The following is a 15,860-nucleotide window of genomic DNA, read 5'->3' on the forward strand; positions in this document are numbered from 1 at the left end:
ATAGTACCTTTCGGTTCATAAGAAGAAAAAAGGAGGCGGGATGACTGAGGGTCTGCCGGTCATGAAAAATCCGCAGGGTTCGAGGGCTTGCCCTTGTTCGGGCGTAATCGTCCGTCATCGTGGCAAGATTTTGATGCTCGACCGTTTGAAGGGAGTCCTTGGTTGGGCGTGTCCCGCCGGTCATCGTGATTCCGAAGAATTTCCTTTGGATTGCGCCAAGCGCGAGCTTTTCGAAGAGACCGATATTGATTTGGCTAAGGCCCGTAATCTGGGATTGGTACTTCATTCTGAGATTAGCAATAATGCCTGCGGTCGGGGAGCCAACTCGCACGTGTGGCACGTTTATTCATTGGAGGTGAACGACGATTATTTCAAATTGAAAGAGCCGACCAAACATAGCGATATGAATTGGTTTTCCCCCGAAGAAATTGCGAAGATGAATCTTGAGCCAGTGTGGCGGTTGATTTTAGAAGAGGTTGGAATTTTGAAGAAGGTAGCGTAATATTCCGTCCGGCGAAAGCCGGATTTTTTATTATGGTAAACCCCCACACCAAACAAGGAGTTATACTTTCCGCTTTCTTGCTCCTTGTTGTGGTGTGGGGGTAAAATTATTCAATGATGGTAATCCCCGGAGTAGAAGGCGCCGATGCTGAATCAGTTAAGGCGCAATACGAAAAAGTTAAAGTAGTTTTGATTGAATGGGGCCATGAAGTAGAGGACTGCGGTCCTTTTGAATATGACAACGATGATGATTATCCGGATTTCGTGATCCCAGTGGCAAAGGCGGTGGCGAAAGATAAAGAATCCCGCGGGATAGTATTCGGCGGATCCGGCCAAGGCGAAGCGATGGCGGCCAATCGTCAAAAAGGCATCCGGGCGGCGGTGTTTTATGGCGGTCCGGAGGATATTATTTTGCTTTCCCGTATCCACAATAATTCCAACATTTTATCCATCGGCGCCCGTTTTATAGATGAGAAAGAAGCTTTGCGCGTCATTAAAATGTGGCTGGAAACCGAATTCGGCAAAGAAGAACGCCATCAGCGAAGGATCGAAAAATTTTAGCTCTATTTCAAGCTTTTTTATGAGGGCTTGACTTTTTAGGTCCTACTATGCTATACTTTCGACAGTTCCAGTCAAGGCAAGCTCTAGGTCTTGGCACATCGCCGCGATAAGGAGCAAGCCACAGAAAAAGGAGGGTCGTATGTCCCAAAAGAGAAGTGAGTTTCTCGGGTCATTCGGCACCGCGTTCCAGGTTTTCAAGGCCCTGACGGACGAGGTGCTGGGTATGGGCGGCGGTGATGCTGACCTGCGTCGGATAGAGACCGACAAGGGTCTGCGTCAGAAGCTCGCCCAGCTGATCGTCGGCGTTCAGGAGAAGGCCGCGAACATCTTCAAGGTGATTGTGGACTACTCGCTGTCGCTCGCCGACATGATCAAGCAGGTAAAGTCCGACTGGACAAACTCGGACATCACTGAGAGGCACTTCCCGCGCCCGTCGATCCCACGGGGCATCTCCAAGAAGGCGGAGGTGGCCTTGGAGCTGATACATTTCAACCGGAGTATCAGCTCTGACGATGCCATCGCCGAGCTCAAAAGGCTTGGCTACCGCCCCGCCACTATCTGGGAGCTCCTCGTTTTCGGGATGACCTATCCTGAAAAGCAGAGAGAATTCCCGATCGTGGCTCTCGGCTCGGTCTGGCGGCGCTGGGGTGGCTGCCGGGGCGTTGCCTATCTCTGGAGCTCTGCCGTCGGGCGGTACCTCTTTCTGGGTTGGTTCGAGGGCGGCTGGGTTGACGGCTATCGTTTCCTGGCCGTCCGCGAGTCTTAACCGCCGGAGGCGGTCAAAGACCCTTGGACCTATGCTCCGCAAGAGAAATCTCTTGCGGGGCTATTTTTATAAACAAGAAAATATTTTATAATTCAGAAAGACGAAACAGCCCGTGGCTACGGTTGCGGGCGGTCTGTAAGAAAATAAATAGACTCGGTGCCCTGCGCTAGGGAATTACAGATTCCAAATGCGATACAATCCCGAGAGTATTCATCCCACACATAACAAGTTATGTGTGGGATTCAAAGGATGGTGGCTCAGGCGGCGCGGGGCACGAAACGGCTCGGTCTGGCAGCACTGGAATGGCAACCGGAACGTTGCCTATCTCTGGAGCAATGCCGACAAGCGGAACCTCAATCTGAATTGGTTCGAGAACGACTGGAATGACAACTATCGTTTCCTGGCCGTCCGCTAGAATATTTATTTTTTTAGCTGTTGTTTCCATCCCCCGATAATTTTGCCGATTTCGGCAAGGGGGATAGAAATGACAGAGTATTTTTTATTATCCAAGGCTTTTATTTCCCAGGCGATCCGCAGAGACAGCTTGAGCAAGTCCAATTTTTGGCTGACTATTCTGATTGAATTACTCCGGCTTTCTTTTGAAGAGTAAATACTGAAATAAACAGCATCAACGAAATCCAGGAACTTCTCATCTATTTTGACGCCCAAGCTATAGCGATGGAGTTTGGTGAGGTGCGGAAAATATCCGCTCCAAATTTTGTAGGCGTCAATGGATTTTTGTAAAACATCAATATGATCCAAATTCCGCCGGGGGGGGGGCGTTATAGGTAGAACCCAATTCCGTCATAGTTTTGAGGATATTATTTCTGTTGAAAATCTTTTGGTTACTTGGCGGGAGTTCTTGAAAGGGAAGAGGGGAAAGAAAGACGTCCAGGAATTCGAGTTTAACTTGATGGATAATATTCTATCGCTTCACGAGGAGTTAGCAAGTCAGCAATACCGGCACGGTGGCTATTATCAATTCCGGATCGCCGATCCGAAACCCCGCATAATTCACAAGGCCGAAGTCAGGGATCGCCTAGCTCATCGCGCCATTCATAGATTACTATATCCGTTTTTTGATAAGACCTTCTTTGCCGACTCCTTTTCCTGCCGTGTCAAAAAAGGCACACACCGCGCGCTTAATCGTTTTCGGGCGATGGCTTATCAAGTCAGCCAAAACCATACCAAAACCTGCTGGGTGTTAAAATGCGATATCAAAAAGTTCTTTGATAGTATCAATCACGAAATTTTCCTGAAAATACTGAAAAAATATATCCCCAACCAGAAAATTATTTGGCTTTTGGAAAATGTCATAAATAGTTTCTCAACTAGATCGGGATTCGGCTTGCCTTTAGGCAATCTCACCTCCCAACTTTTCGCCAATATCTATTTAAATGAATTTGACCAGTTCGTGAAACACAAACTTAAAGTTAAGCATTACGTTAGATATGCGGATGATTTTGTAATTTTGTCAGGGGATAAACAGCAACTTGAATACCTAATTCCCAGAATCCAGGGCTTTCTCAAAGAAAATATTGGCCTCGTTTTACACCCGGACAAGCTTTTCCTGAAAACCTTTGCTATGGGGATGGATTTTCTCGGCTGGGTGCACTTTCCGGATCATCGAGTTCTGCGATCGGTTACTAAGCGGAAAATGTTTCGGAGGTTAAAAGAAAATAACAACGAGCATTCCAGGCGGTCATATTTGGGGATGTTGAGGCATGGGAATACGGCTCTAATTAGCGGACAGGTCGTAAAGTTTTAAAAAAGGCATTCCTTATCCTGCTTACAAGTATCATACGACCGTACGATACTTGTAAGCAGGGCAGATGGATATATTTGCTAGAATTATCAAATGGTAGTAATTCCCGGTATTGAGGGCGCGGATGCTGAGTCCGTCAAAGAGCAATATGAAAAAGTTAAAGATCTTAATCCAGAAGGCTGGGTGCATTTGGATATCACTGATGGGAAGTTTTCTCCGGCAGTGAATTGGGGCTCCCCCGCGGAGCTGTCTTCCCTAGTCGCTAGTCGTAAGTCGCTAAGTACTAAGTTTGAACTGCACTTGATGGTGGAAGAAGTGGAAAAAGTTCTGGATGGCTGGCTGAAGACCGGTTTAGTGAAGCGCGTCATCGTTCACCTTGAGGCGATGACCGATCCGGTATTTGTGGCGGCAAAATGCAAAGAATATGGCGTTGAGCCAATGCTTTCAATCAAGCCGGAGACTGAAGTGGAGGGGTTGTTTGCCCACAAAGATGACTTCCGCTCTTTTCAGGTACTGGCGGTGGCTCCCGGTTGGGCGGGGCAGAAGTTTGGGGAGGAGGCTTTAAAGAAAATCGCATGGATAAGAGAAAAAATTCCGAATGCTATAATAGAAATAGACGGCGGAATTAATCCTGAAACCGCCCGTAAATGCTTTGAAGCGGGAGGGAGCGTGCTGGTTTCTACTTCTTATATCCAGAATAGCCCCGACCCCAAAGAAGCCTATAATTCGTTAGTCGTTAGTCGTTAGTCGTTAGTCGTTAGTCGTTAGTCGTTATCTTATGATTGAACCCTTACACGAAAAAAAACTTAAATTTCTCGAAGAAAAAGCGAATCAGATCCGCGAGGATTTAATTGAGACACTATTAGTGGCCGGCTCCGGCCATTCCGCGGGACCTTTGGGTATGGCAGATATTTTTACCGCTCTTTATTTCCATGTGATGAATTATGATCCAAAGAAGCCGGAATGGCCCGAGCGGGATCGATTAGTTTTATCTAACGGGCATATTTGCCCAATCCGATACGTGACTATGGCGCACGCGGGATTTTTCCCTTTAGAAGAATTAAAAACTTTGCGGAAAATAAATTCCCGATTGCAGGGTCATCCGCACCGAAGCGCGTTGCCGGGCGTGGAGACAACTTCGGGTCCGTTAGGCTCCGGATTGTCGCAGGCTGTTGGTATGGCTTTAGCGGCGCGTATGGATAAGAAGCGCCATCGTGTTTATTGCGTAACATCTGATGGCGAGCATGATACCGGCAACACTTGGGAGGCAATATTATTTGCCGGCAAGAATAGGTTGAGTAATCTGACGATGATTGTGGATAGAAATAACATTCAAATTGACGGCACTACGGAAAATATAATGCCATTGGAACCATTGAGAGATAAATACGAAGCTTTTAACTGGCAGGTTCTGGAAGTGGATGGCCACAATATCGAGCAGTTTGTGGATGCAGTCAGTGAGGCGAAGGCAATTTATGAGAAGCCAACGGTAATCATTGCCCATACGATTCCCGGCAAAGGCGTGAGTTTTATGGAGAATGATTATCTGTGGCACGGGAAGCCGCCGAACAAAGAAGAGGCGGCGAAGGCGCTAGCGGAACTAAGAACTCTCGGTGGAAAAATAAGGTCGGAACATGAATAAAAATAAAAATTAAAAAATAAAATTATGGATAATATACAAATGCCGGTTAGCAGTTCAAGTACGTGGCAGCACAAAATACACACCGTTGCTCAATGGAAAGCCAGAGGTCTTTCTTTGCTTTCCGGCTTGATGTTGATTTTGGCTTGGGTTTCGACTTTTCGGGGCACAGTCTTTGGATTAATCGCTCCTCATTGGTATTGGAGCGCTTTAATCTTGGGATTGTTGTCATTATGCGTGAAGATAGTTTGGGCGAAAGATTGCGATAATAAATGTTCCGATTCTAAAAATTAAAATGTTTCGCGTCTACATTCTTAAGTCTACAATCAACAATAGATATTATGTCGGCAGCACAGCTGACCTTTCTCGCAGATTAGAACAGCATAATCTGGGGACTGTTAAATCTACAAAAGGCTTTGTGCCGTGGACGCTGGCATATCAGGAAGAGCTGCCGACTCTTTCCGACGCGCGCAAAAGGGAATTACAAATCAAGTCTTGGAAAAAGCGCGCGGCCATAGAAAGGCTATTTAATAATTTTTAGAATCGTGAATCCTCGATTCCGATAAAATCGGAATCGGGACTAAACAATAAACATATGTTGAACTCCGAGGCAAAACTCAATCCTAAAGTTCTCGAGCAAGACGTCGAGATGAAAGCCATCCGCGAAGGATATGGTGACGGTTTGATTATTGCCGGAGAGAAAGACCCGAATGTGGTGGTTTTGTGTGCCGACCTCACAGAGTCTACTCGTTCGCAGAAATTCGCGGAGAAATGGCCGGAGCGGTTTGTGCAGATTGGAGTAGCGGAGCAGAATCTGGCGGCGGTGGCCGCCGGGTTGGGGGTCTCGGGAAAGATTCCTTTTATTTCTTCTTACGCGACTTTTTCTCCCGGAAGAAACTGGGAGCAGATTCGGACCACTATTTGCTACAACGATTCTAACGTGAAGATTGCCGGTCACCACGCTGGTTTGATGACCGGTCCGGATGGTGCGACTCATCAAGCGACGGAAGACATCGCGATAATGAGATCGTTGCCGAACATGCGGGTTTTTGTGCCCTGCGATTCAATTGAGGCGAAAAAAGCCACGGTTGCGGCGGCAAAAATTTGGGGCCCGACTTACATTCGGTTCGCTCGCGAGAAATCTCCGACCGTCACCACAGAAGGAACGCCTTTTGTGCCTGGGAAAGCGGAGGTGTTCTGGCATCCGCCAGCTGGCGGAAAAAAGCCGGAAGTTTTGATTGTGGCCTGCGGAGTTTTAATGAGAAATGCGTTAATGGCAGCAAAAGAGTTAGAGGCCGAGGGAGTTGGCTCGGTAGTGCTGAACGTGCACACCATTGAACCGATAGACGATAAAAAGATTGCCGAATGGGCCAAGAAGGCCGGAGCGGTGGTTTCGGTGGAGGAGCATCAGGTTCAGGGAGGACTGGGTGGGGCGGTGGCGGAAGTGCTGGCGAAAGCCGCTCCTGTGCCGATGGAATTTATCGGTATGCAGAATACATTCGGCGAATCCGGCGACCCGTGGGCGCTGGTGGAGAAATACGGAATGGGAGTGAAGGATATAAAGAAGGCGGCCAAGAAAGCTATCAGGAGAAAATAAAAAAGTTCCGCTAGGCGGGGCTTTTTTATTTCTCCGCGTTGATATGATAAAATTACTCTATGAAATTAAAATTGAATCACGATAGACCAAGCTATGATCTTGTCTGTATCGGCGACTGCACCATTGATGCTTTTATCCGGCTCCAGGAGGCATCAGTTCATTGCGATGTTAATAAAGAGAACTGCCAGCTTTGCATGCCCTTTGCCACCAAGATCCCCTATGAATCTTTGGAGGTCATCCCCGCTGTCGGGAATTCTTCCAACGTTGCCGTCGGAGCGGCCCGAATGGGATTTAAAACCGCCATCATCACGGCGGTGGGCGGGGATCGTTACGGCACCGATATCCTTGATGTGTACCGCAAGGAGGGGGTGAGCACGGAATTCGTGAAGATCAACAAAACTAAGCCGACCAATTATCACTTCGTTCTTAATTACGGACCCGAGCGGACGATTTTGATAAAGCACAATGACTATGAATATTTTGACCCGAGAGTGGTAGATAAAAAGACCAAGTGGATCTATTTTTCCTCAATGGCAGAGAACACGCTCCCTTTTCACGACAAGATTGCTCAATATTTAAAGAGACATCCGGAAATAAAACTCGGATTCAATCCCGGTACCTTCCAGCTCCGCTATGGCATCAACAGGATGAAGGATATCTATCACCGCACTCATGTGTTGTTTGTGAATCGTGAAGAAGCCGCTTTCGTTCTTGGCAAGAAAAAGCTGGATGTTGGGCCGCTTTTTGAGGGGCTGCACAAGCTCGGTCCGAAAATTGTGGTGATCACGGACGGACCGAAAGGCGCCTATGCCTCCGACGGCATCAATCGCTATTATATGCCCATCTATCCCGATCCCAAGCCACCAATTTCCCGAACCGGAGCGGGCGATGCGTTCTCAACCGGATTTCTCTGCGCGATAATGTATGGCCTGACCGTTTATGACGCTTTACGCTGGGCTCCGATAGAATCTATGAATGTGGTTCAGCATTTCGGAGCGCAGGCCGGACTTTTCAAGAAAGCTCAACTTTTGAAAGCTTTGAGGGAAGCGCCAAAGAACTATCGACCGAAGCTCATCTAATGCGAACTCTACGAGAAGTTTTAAGAGACGCGGAACGCCGAGGAGTGGCGGTGGGGCATTTTAATATTTCCGAGATTGGCGCGCTGAAAGCGATCGCGGAAGTGGCAAAAGAGTTGAAACTTCCGGTGATCGTGGGCACTTCGGAAGGAGAACGGGAATTTTTGGATATCCACGACGCGGTAGCCTTGGTGCGGGATCTGCGGGAAAAGCACGGTCAGGAAATTTATTTAAACGCAGACCATACGAAGTCTTTAGAAAAAATTAAAGAAGCGGTGAATGCCGGCTACGACGCAGTCTTGTTTGATGGCGGCGCGCTTCCATTGGAGAAAAATATTGAGATCACAAAAGCGGTAGTTAAATATGTGCGCGAATTTAATAAAGGAATTTTAGTGGAAGGAGAATTGGGAAATATCGGCAGTGGCTCGACTATCCGGAAAGAATTGCCGAAAGGCGCCGCTATTAAACCCGAAGACCTTACGCACCCGGAAGACGCAGTGCGGTTTGTAAAAGAAACAGGAGTAGATCTGTTGGCGCCGGCAGTCGGGAATATTCATGGAATGTTTGCTAACGCTCCCGAGCCGGCTTTGAATATTGATCGAATCCGAGAAATTAAAGACGCAACCGGCATCCCGCTGGTTTTGCATGGAGGCTCGGGCAATACTGATGCAGATTTTCTGGCGGCAATTGCGGTTGGTGTGCGGATTATTCACATCAGCACAGAGTTAAGATTGGCTTGGCGCAAGGGAATGGAGGCGACCTTGAAAGATAAACCAGATGAAGTAGCGCCTTATAAGCTTATGGAGGGCTCCATTGAAGAAATGAAGAAGGTTTTAACCCAGCGGCTGAAGCTTTTCAATCATATTAAATAGACTTGTAAATTGTTTGAGATTGGGATAATATATATCCCAATGGAATTAGTGGTGCAAAAAAGGGAGAAATTTGGAAAAGCGACCAAGGCTATGCGTAAGGCTGGTTTAGTGCCGGCCGAGCTTTATGGCCGTGGAATTGCCAACGTGCATTTGTCTATTCCGGCGAAAGAATTGCGAAAAGTTTTAAAGCAATCCGGTGAGAACACTATGGTTGACGTTATGATAGATGGCGAGAAGCGCCCCGTGATGATTCACGAGTTAGCTCTTGATCCGGTAAGCGATGAAATCACCAACGTTGATCTTTATCAGGTACGTTTGGACGAAAAAATCAAAGTTCGCGTGCCGGTGGAATTTGTTGGTGAATCCGATGCCGTTAAGAGCAAGAATGGTTTGTTGGTGAAGGCGATGCAAGAAATTGAAGTCGAGTCTTTGCCGACCGACATCCCTCGTTCGGTTTCCGTGGATATTTCTAAGATTGCCGACATCGGCCAGAGTGTCCACGTAAAAGATTTAGTACTACCGAAAGGTGTTGAGGTTGTAGCTGATGGTGAATCTGTGGTTGCCACCGTCACCGCTAAGATGACCGAAGAGCAGGAAGCTGCTCTGGCCGCTGAAGTTAAACCGGAAGATGTGAAAGTTGAGACCGAAGAAAAGAAAGAGGCTCGTGATGCTGAAAAGGCTGCCGCTGAACCCGCCACGGCGGGTAAAGCTCCTGCTGGTGGCGCTCCGACTGCTGAAAAGAAATAGTTGGAGTAATCGCGAATAATGCGAATTGGGGAGGTAATAATGCGAATGGAAACAGAACGACTCCGCAAGAAATTGCGGGGTTTTTCGTTATATACTATGAATATGCGATTTATAGCTGTTCTCCTATTTATCCCTACTTTTATACTTAATACCGGATACTCGATACTTAATACTATCCCGGTGGCCTTTGCTCAATCCGCCTCCGAGCGGGAAGCTTTAGAGCGTCAATTGATTGAATTGGAAAACCAGATTGCCCAGCATGAGGCGACTGTGAATGTGTATAAAAAACAAGGAAAGACTTTGCAGGGCGAGGTGAGTTCCTTGAACTCTAAGATTGCCAAGTTGAATCTGCAGATCAAGGCGATTACGTTGAATCTGTCCAAGCTGGACAAGGATATAACGGTTAACAAGGGTCAGATAACAGAGGCGGAGGATAAACTGGAAACTAACAAGGGCGCGCTCGCTAATCTGATTAGGCGGTTGAATGAAGAAGAAAATCTGGGTTTGATGGAGGTAGTTTTGAGAAATCCAAGACTTTCCGATTTTTTTGGAAATTTAAATAGTATTCTTGTGGTTAAAGACACTCTTTCTATAACTGTCGGAAAGGTCGCAAAGTTACGCGAAGATCTTTTGGATAAAAAAGAAGCTTTGGCGAATAAGCGTAGCGACGCGGCCGCCTTAAAGGCTTATCAGGATTCTCAAAAAGCTTCCATCGCCAAAACTAAGAAAGACAAGGATGCTCTTTTGAAAGAGACGAAAGGCCAAGAATCCAAATATCAGGAGATTTTAAAAGAAACTCGGAAAACTGCCGCCCAGATTCGCAGCCGCATCTTTGAATTTTTGGGTGGTGGAGAAATGAGTTTTGATGAAGCGTATCAATTTGCGAAGTTTGCCGAGCAGGCGACTGGAGTGCGCGCAGCTTTTATTCTGGCGATTTTGGATAGAGAGTCGGCGCTTGGTCAGAACGTGGGAAAGTGCGGATATAAAACCGCTATGCACCCCACGCGGGATACGCCACTTTTCTTGGCACTAACTGCCTCATTGAGTATCAACCCTGATACGATTACGGTTTCTTGCGCGAATAGTGACGGCGCGTATGGTGGAGCGATGGGGCCATCTCAATTCATTCCGTCCACTTGGAATATATATAAAGACCGCATTGCGGAAGTCACCGGTCACAATCCGGCCTCTCCGTGGAATAACGGCGACGCATTCGTGGGCACCGCTTTGTATATGAAGGACTCTCTGACTGGTTGCAGGGCGATCTATTCCAAACAGTTGGACCAAGAGCGTTGCGCGGCGGCTAAATATTATGCGGGAGGTAGATGGAGGAGTCATCTTTGGGGATATGGAGATAGGGTAGTTACTAAAGCCCAGCAGTTCCAAAGCGATATCGATATCTTAAATTCCTAAGTCGCTTTGCCCCGCCGTCGGCGTGGGCGCGATATCGACATCCTGAATTCGTAGTGATATAGTTTTTTCGGTTCTTTGTAGAAATGGAGGCAGTCATGAGTAAGTCGGACGTCAGGAGATTGAGCGGGTTGAAGATTTTTCGGTTCGTGTTTCCGACAATGTCGAATGGTTTGTATGATTTCAAGATTGAAAGCTTGGATTTTACCGCTAAGAACAAGAAGCAGGCCAAGAAGGACGCTATCGCTTATTTAAAGACCAGGATTTGCGAGCCCTGAAACGGCCTAACTCCTGAACAGGCTGTTCAGGTGGCGGAGATTACGGAAGTCGCAGACGATTTTGAGATTACTGTGATTGGGCGTTGGCCGAAGAAGAATTGGCCTAGAAAGAAAAATAGTTAGAAAAAGCCCCGCAATGCGGGGCTTTTTGTTTACTGTTGCGGGCGTTGCGCTTTTTGAATTTTGCTTAAAATTGCATCAAAATTTCCATTCAGCACCTCTTCTACGTTATGCACCTTGATCCCGAAGCGGTGGTCGGTGATGCGGTCGTCAGGGAAGTTGTAGGTGCGGATTTTTTCCGAGCGGTCGGCAGTGCCGACTTGGGCGCGGCGGGCGGAGGTTACGTCGCCAAACTCTTTTTCTTTTTGCATCGCGTAAAGCTTGGCGCGGAGCATTTCCATTGCCATTTCGCGGTTAGATTTCTGGTCGCGTTCTACGCGGCAGGAGATTACGATGCCGCTGGGTTTATGCAAAATGCGGACGGCGCTTTCAATTTTATTTACGTTTTGTCCGCCCGGGCCGCCTGCTCGGGAAAAGGTAATCTCTAAATCCTCGGATCGGATATTTACTTCTTTTGCCTCAACGACAGGAAGAATGGCGACGGTGGCGGTGGAGGTGTGCACGCGGCCGGACTTCTCAGTGTTCGGAACGCGCTGAACCCGATGAGTGCCGGATTCATTTTTGAAAGCTTCATAGCAACCGACTCCGTCAACTCTGCCGATGAAAGTTTTGTAGCCGCCTAGAGTGCCAGGGGAAGTGTCGGAAATGGAAAAAGCCCAGCCCTGTTTCAGGGAGTATTTTTGATACATTCGCACCAAGTCTCCGGCAAAGATGGAGGCCTCATCGCCTCCCGCCCCCGCCCGGACTTCTAAGATGATTTTGTTCATAGCCAATAGTGTAAAACAGGTTGATTTTTAAGTAAATATTAGGTACGATGTGGGCACATTAAGCTCTTTGCTTAATCGCCGACCACAGGCTTCGGTGGTGTTCTTTAAAAGGGGAAAATGACGATGAAGGACTTAATCGTCGGCTTGTTCAAAGCCTCCCTGAACAGGGTTGGCTTTGGGGTAGATGGCTGTTTTGCTCGGAACTGGCGGGCGCTCCTCTTCGGAGTTCTCGTCTGCGTGTATATCGGCCTGTCGGTGATTGCTTATACCGACCATGGCGGTTCGCAATCCATTACGCCGCTTACCAGCCGTGAGCGTTCCGGATTGGAGGTTTGGAGAAAGAATAATTGTCAGGTTTGTCACCAGATTTACGGCTTCGGCGGTTTTTTGGGGCCGGACCTGACCAATGTTGTTGATGACGGACGTAGCGATGATGATTTCGCTAAGATTCTAACCGTCGGCTATAAGAAAATGCCGGCGATGAATCTGTCGGACGAGGATTGTGTGTCCGTTCTCGCTTTTTTGAGAGCGGTGAATCGCACGGGTCGTTCGCAGCCGAGAGCAAACGTGGCGAGGCGACCGATTAATCCCAAGTTTCATTGGGAGACGCTGATGGAGATGGCTGAAGATCGGAATCTTTCTGACGAGGTGAAGCAAGGATGTGAGATCGTAACGACTGCGTCTTGCGGATCGTGTCATGTGCCGTTTATGCAGGGAGTGCATCGTTCGCCGGATCTTACGGCCGCGGCAGTTGATCGCTCGGTCAAGAATATCGGACCTGTCCTGAAAGACGGTCGCGGTGCAATGCCTTCCTTTCAGTTCTCGGATAAGGAGATTGCAAAGATCTCCGCCTTCTTGGAGTGGGTGGCCAAAAACCGTTCCGAGTTGGTGAAAAAGAATGACCAAATGCTTGATCGTGAAGGATTTTCCTGGCGGGATCTACAGTGGTGGGAGTACAAATGAACACCTTCCCACGTGATGGTAGGCCGGTGGCGGTGCTTGTGCTGATGGCTATCAGCGCCTGCGCGTTGGCGCTGTTTAGCGGCGTTGCGGCTGGGCTGACTTATACCGATTTGGAATCGGCAATCCGCTCAATCGGGCTGACTCTTCAGCACATTCGTCCTATCCACGAATCGTTCGCGTTCGCCTGGGTCTTCCTGGGAGGCGTAGCGGTTGTTCATGCCTGGCTAATTTCGACCGGCGGACCTTTAAATCCGGCGGAGCGGAAACGCTTCGCGGTAATGATCGGTCTTTGGGTCGTAGCCGGAGCGGGAATTCTCGTGACCTTGCTAGCCGGACGATTTACCGGAAGAGAATATGCCGGATATCATCCGGTATTCTCGGTGATAATCTTCGTCGGCTGGTTGTTGTTCGCCTGGAATTTCTTCGGACGTACCCGATTTTCCCTTCGCGGACAGCCGGTTTACGTTTGGATGTGGACAGCGGCGATCCCGTTGTTCGCGGTCACTTTCTTGGAAGCCCATGCTTATACCTTTGACTGGGTTTCTCGGCAGCCGATCCGCGACATCGCTATCCAATGGAAAGCGAATGGCGTGATGGTCGGTAGTTTTAACCTGCTAGCCTACGGTTCAATGATGTGGACCGGAGGAAAGATGCGCGGGGACGACCGCTATTCGCGTTCAGCGACGGCCTTCCTGCTGTTCTCGGTAGGTATTGTGAACACGTTCACAAACTACGGGCATCATACTTTTCATCTGCCACAGACTCCGTGGGTGCATTGGGTAAGCTTCCTGATCTCGATGGCGGAAGTGCTGTTGCTGGCGAAGGCCGCTGTCGACCTCTGGGGTTTGAGGCGTAAGTCAATTCCGCCGGATCTGGCATTGCCGGACCGATTTGCCCGGAGCGTTACGCTCTGGACTACGGCGATGTTGGTGATGGCAATCGGGATGTCCGTCCCACCGCTCAATTCATTGATCCACGGCACGACCGTCGTAACGGCTCATGCTATGGGTACGATGATTGGCATTGACTCAATGATCTTGTGGGGCGCGCTTTCGTGGCTAATCCGTCAATTTGCCGGACAGGTAGACGGCGTGGTTAATAGCCGATGGATGCGCCGCGCCGTGGCAATCCTTGATCTGTCGCTGGCGGGCTTCCTGACCGTTTTCATAATCCGGGGCATTGCTTCCGGATTGGAACGCCAGCTTGGTCCCTCGGCGCCGGACTGGAGCAGGTTCGTCTCGGTATTCCCGGTCCTGATGGTTGCCTTCGGGTCAGTGCTGGCGGTGACGGTGATTTGGATGGTCGTCCGTTGGATGATTGTATTGATCGGAGTTTTGCGCTCCGATGAGATATCAAGTAAATAGCAAAATCCCCTCGCAAGGAGGGGATTTTTTATTTCTTCGTTTTCCCTACTTTCTTCACGCGAGCCTTCTTTACAATCTTCGGAGCGGCCTCGGCTTTCGCGCGGCGGGCCTTAAACTTCTCAACTTTTCCGGCGGTATCAATCAAGTTTTGTTTACCGGTGTAGAAAGGATGGCAGTTGAAGCAGATTTCAACGTTAAGCTCCGGCTTGGTGGAGCCGGTGGTGAATTCTTTTCCGCAAACGCACTTAACTTTTGCTTTGTCGAAATATTGTGGGTGAATTTCTGTTTTCATATCGTTGAAAAGTATATTAAACCATCATTGCTTTTTTTACAAGTTCCGAGTACATTTGGAATCAGTTACTTCAAAAAGGAAACAAGCGATGCGTTCCCTGATCCCCCCGCTGATGCTGTGTTCCGTTTTCTTTGTCAGCGGTTGCACTACCACGAAGACCGAGACGAAGATGACCGGACTTTTTGATAACGATGCCGAAAAAATGATCGCCGCTTATGATCTGGTGGAGAAAGATAAAACGACGTTGGCGCAATTGACCGAAATCGGTTTCAATCCAAAGGCGCCCAACGTAAGCACTCTGGATGGACCGGAGGCGATGCGGGCGATTTTTGGTGAGCAGGCTTTCGATACAGCCCTGCGAGATCGAAAAAACATCCGTGAGTTGCTGGACGAGTTGTCGCACTACAGCATGATTGAGGTCCCATATTTCTATTTGGAAGAGAAAGAAGACCGATTCTATTTCTCCACCCAGGATACCTTTCGAGATGGCAAGGAGGCGCGGCTTCGCTTCGTGCTTTATGATGGAGTTGTGATTTACGGTGACAAAAAGCACGTGATCATCAAGGGGCACGAGTCCGAGTCCGCTTTTGCCGAAGGTCTGTTCAAGCTGGTTGAGAAATTTGGCGGAGCGGCCGGCAAGATTAACGACCTGCTGAAGAAGGTGCTTGGAAAGTAGCAACAAAAGCTCCGGTTCAAACCGGAGCTTTTTAATTTTCGATTCCTAATATGTAATTTCTAAACAAATCGTGGGGGTTGACGCGCATCGGGCCGTTGTATATAATCTTTTCTACGTGGTTAGAGCATCCGCCCCGTTTGATATTTCGAAATTTCGATATATTGATATCGGAACCTCGACCGGGGCGGGTGTTTTATTCAGTAGGCTCGCGGAATTATCCGCAAGCGCTTCCGGAAAAACATGGCGACTTTGATAAGTGAATAGTTTCTTAAAAAAACTAGCATCTATTTTTTAAGAAGCGGCATCCTGAAAAGGAGATAGCTCCCGGTCGCGATGCTAGATATTTTCTTTCTAGCTCGAGGCGCGACGACGAAGGCGTGGTCTGTTCTACGCCAAGGAGGAGCAACAAAGAGATAAAAGAAAATATCAGCATCCATTCGGTTGTTGCTAAAATTTCATATCGCTT

General features: G+C 48.4%; 21 protein-coding genes. 18 read left to right on the forward strand and 3 right to left on the reverse strand.

Features of this window, described 5'->3' with window-relative positions:
• Positions 1 to 40 precede the first annotated feature (40 nt).
• From Q7S83_03840 to Q7S83_03855, 4 genes are all read left to right on the forward strand, one after another.
• Positions 41 to 502 carry an NUDIX hydrolase gene (locus Q7S83_03840; GenBank protein ID MDO8467241.1) on the forward strand — a complete coding sequence of 154 codons (462 nt, stop codon included), beginning with the start codon at positions 41 to 43 and terminating at the stop codon, positions 500 to 502.
• 113 nt (positions 503 to 615) lie between these two features.
• On the forward strand, positions 616 to 1,062 hold the full coding sequence (locus tag Q7S83_03845) for an RpiB/LacA/LacB family sugar-phosphate isomerase (GenBank protein MDO8467242.1): 447 nt from the start codon (positions 616 to 618) through the stop codon (positions 1,060 to 1,062).
• Between the two features lie 139 nt (positions 1,063 to 1,201).
• Positions 1,202 to 1,828, forward strand: coding sequence for a hypothetical protein (locus Q7S83_03850; protein ID MDO8467243.1), 627 nt, complete (start codon positions 1,202 to 1,204; stop codon positions 1,826 to 1,828).
• A gap of 235 nt (positions 1,829 to 2,063) precedes the next feature.
• Positions 2,064 to 2,243, forward strand: a complete 180-nt coding sequence (locus Q7S83_03855) for a hypothetical protein (GenBank protein MDO8467244.1) — start codon at positions 2,064 to 2,066, stop codon at positions 2,241 to 2,243.
• 5 nt (positions 2,244 to 2,248) lie between these two features.
• On the opposite strand, the gene Q7S83_03860 is transcribed toward Q7S83_03855, so the two are convergent.
• Entirely contained in the window at positions 2,249 to 2,590 is a 342-nt protein-coding gene (locus tag Q7S83_03860; GenBank protein ID MDO8467245.1) for a four helix bundle protein, read from the reverse strand.
• Positions 2,591 to 2,741: 151 nt separating this feature from the next.
• Here Q7S83_03860 and Q7S83_03865 point away from each other — a divergent pair, with 151 nt between their 5' ends.
• The 11 genes from Q7S83_03865 to Q7S83_03915 all read left to right on the forward strand — a co-directional run bounded on the left by Q7S83_03865 (position 2,742) and on the right by Q7S83_03915 (position 11,212).
• Positions 2,742 to 3,596 (forward strand): reverse transcriptase/maturase family protein, encoded by an 855-nt coding sequence (locus tag Q7S83_03865; GenBank protein ID MDO8467246.1) that lies wholly within the window; start codon positions 2,742 to 2,744, stop codon positions 3,594 to 3,596.
• Positions 3,597 to 3,686: 90 nt separating this feature from the next.
• Positions 3,687 to 4,340, forward strand: a complete 654-nt coding sequence (locus Q7S83_03870) for a hypothetical protein (GenBank protein MDO8467247.1) — start codon at positions 3,687 to 3,689, stop codon at positions 4,338 to 4,340.
• 31 nt (positions 4,341 to 4,371) lie between these two features.
• Positions 4,372 to 5,235, forward strand: a complete 864-nt coding sequence (locus tag Q7S83_03875; protein ID MDO8467248.1) for a transketolase — start codon at positions 4,372 to 4,374, stop codon at positions 5,233 to 5,235.
• 24 nt (positions 5,236 to 5,259) lie between these two features.
• Positions 5,260 to 5,526, forward strand: a complete 267-nt coding sequence (locus tag Q7S83_03880; GenBank protein MDO8467249.1) for a hypothetical protein — start codon at positions 5,260 to 5,262, stop codon at positions 5,524 to 5,526.
• Between the two features lies 1 nt (position 5,527).
• Positions 5,528 to 5,773 (forward strand): GIY-YIG nuclease family protein, encoded by a 246-nt coding sequence (locus Q7S83_03885; protein MDO8467250.1) that lies wholly within the window; start codon positions 5,528 to 5,530, stop codon positions 5,771 to 5,773.
• 54 nt (positions 5,774 to 5,827) lie between these two features.
• The gene (locus Q7S83_03890; protein MDO8467251.1) at positions 5,828 to 6,829 is read left to right on the forward strand and encodes a transketolase C-terminal domain-containing protein; all 1,002 of its coding nucleotides are present in this window, start codon (positions 5,828 to 5,830) and stop codon (positions 6,827 to 6,829) included.
• A 59-nt stretch (positions 6,830 to 6,888) separates the two neighbouring features.
• Positions 6,889 to 7,908 carry a carbohydrate kinase family protein gene (locus tag Q7S83_03895; protein ID MDO8467252.1) on the forward strand — a complete coding sequence of 340 codons (1,020 nt, stop codon included), beginning with the start codon at positions 6,889 to 6,891 and terminating at the stop codon, positions 7,906 to 7,908.
• Positions 7,908 to 8,777, forward strand: a complete 870-nt coding sequence (locus tag Q7S83_03900; GenBank protein MDO8467253.1) for a class II fructose-bisphosphate aldolase — start codon at positions 7,908 to 7,910, stop codon at positions 8,775 to 8,777. Before Q7S83_03895 ends, Q7S83_03900 begins: the two co-directional genes overlap by 1 nt.
• A gap of 39 nt (positions 8,778 to 8,816) precedes the next feature.
• Positions 8,817 to 9,524 (forward strand): 50S ribosomal protein L25, encoded by a 708-nt coding sequence (locus Q7S83_03905; protein ID MDO8467254.1) that lies wholly within the window; start codon positions 8,817 to 8,819, stop codon positions 9,522 to 9,524.
• Between the two features lie 102 nt (positions 9,525 to 9,626).
• Positions 9,627 to 10,937: a lytic murein transglycosylase gene (locus Q7S83_03910; GenBank protein MDO8467255.1), complete on the forward strand. Its 1,311-nt coding sequence runs from the start codon at positions 9,627 to 9,629 to the stop codon at positions 10,935 to 10,937.
• A 95-nt stretch (positions 10,938 to 11,032) separates the two neighbouring features.
• Positions 11,033 to 11,212, forward strand: coding sequence for a hypothetical protein (locus Q7S83_03915; GenBank protein ID MDO8467256.1), 180 nt, complete (start codon positions 11,033 to 11,035; stop codon positions 11,210 to 11,212).
• A gap of 152 nt (positions 11,213 to 11,364) precedes the next feature.
• On the opposite strand, the gene Q7S83_03920 is transcribed toward Q7S83_03915, so the two are convergent.
• On the reverse strand, positions 11,365 to 12,099 hold the full coding sequence (locus tag Q7S83_03920) for a PCRF domain-containing protein (GenBank protein MDO8467257.1): 735 nt from the start codon (positions 12,097 to 12,099) through the stop codon (positions 11,365 to 11,367).
• Between the two features lie 117 nt (positions 12,100 to 12,216).
• Here Q7S83_03920 and Q7S83_03925 point away from each other — a divergent pair, with 117 nt between their 5' ends.
• Both Q7S83_03925 and Q7S83_03930 read left to right on the forward strand, forming a co-directional pair.
• Complete coding sequence (locus Q7S83_03925) at positions 12,217 to 13,062, forward strand: cytochrome c (protein MDO8467258.1); 846 nt, start codon at positions 12,217 to 12,219, stop codon at positions 13,060 to 13,062.
• Positions 13,059 to 14,426, forward strand: coding sequence for a cbb3-type cytochrome c oxidase subunit I (locus Q7S83_03930; GenBank protein MDO8467259.1), 1,368 nt, complete (start codon positions 13,059 to 13,061; stop codon positions 14,424 to 14,426). Before Q7S83_03925 ends, Q7S83_03930 begins: the two co-directional genes overlap by 4 nt.
• 28 nt (positions 14,427 to 14,454) lie before the next feature.
• Here Q7S83_03930 and rpmE read toward each other — a convergent pair whose 3' ends face one another.
• The gene (gene rpmE, locus Q7S83_03935; GenBank protein ID MDO8467260.1) at positions 14,455 to 14,718 is read right to left on the reverse strand and encodes a 50S ribosomal protein L31; all 264 of its coding nucleotides are present in this window, start codon (positions 14,716 to 14,718) and stop codon (positions 14,455 to 14,457) included.
• An 88-nt stretch (positions 14,719 to 14,806) separates the two neighbouring features.
• Here rpmE and Q7S83_03940 point away from each other — a divergent pair, with 88 nt between their 5' ends.
• Positions 14,807 to 15,394 (forward strand): hypothetical protein, encoded by a 588-nt coding sequence (locus Q7S83_03940; protein MDO8467261.1) that lies wholly within the window; start codon positions 14,807 to 14,809, stop codon positions 15,392 to 15,394.
• Positions 15,395 to 15,860 lie beyond the last annotated feature (466 nt).

Source organism: bacterium (assembly GCA_030646995.1).
Lineage (GTDB): Bacteria > Patescibacteriota > Minisyncoccia > UBA6257 > WO2-44-18 > JAUSKF01.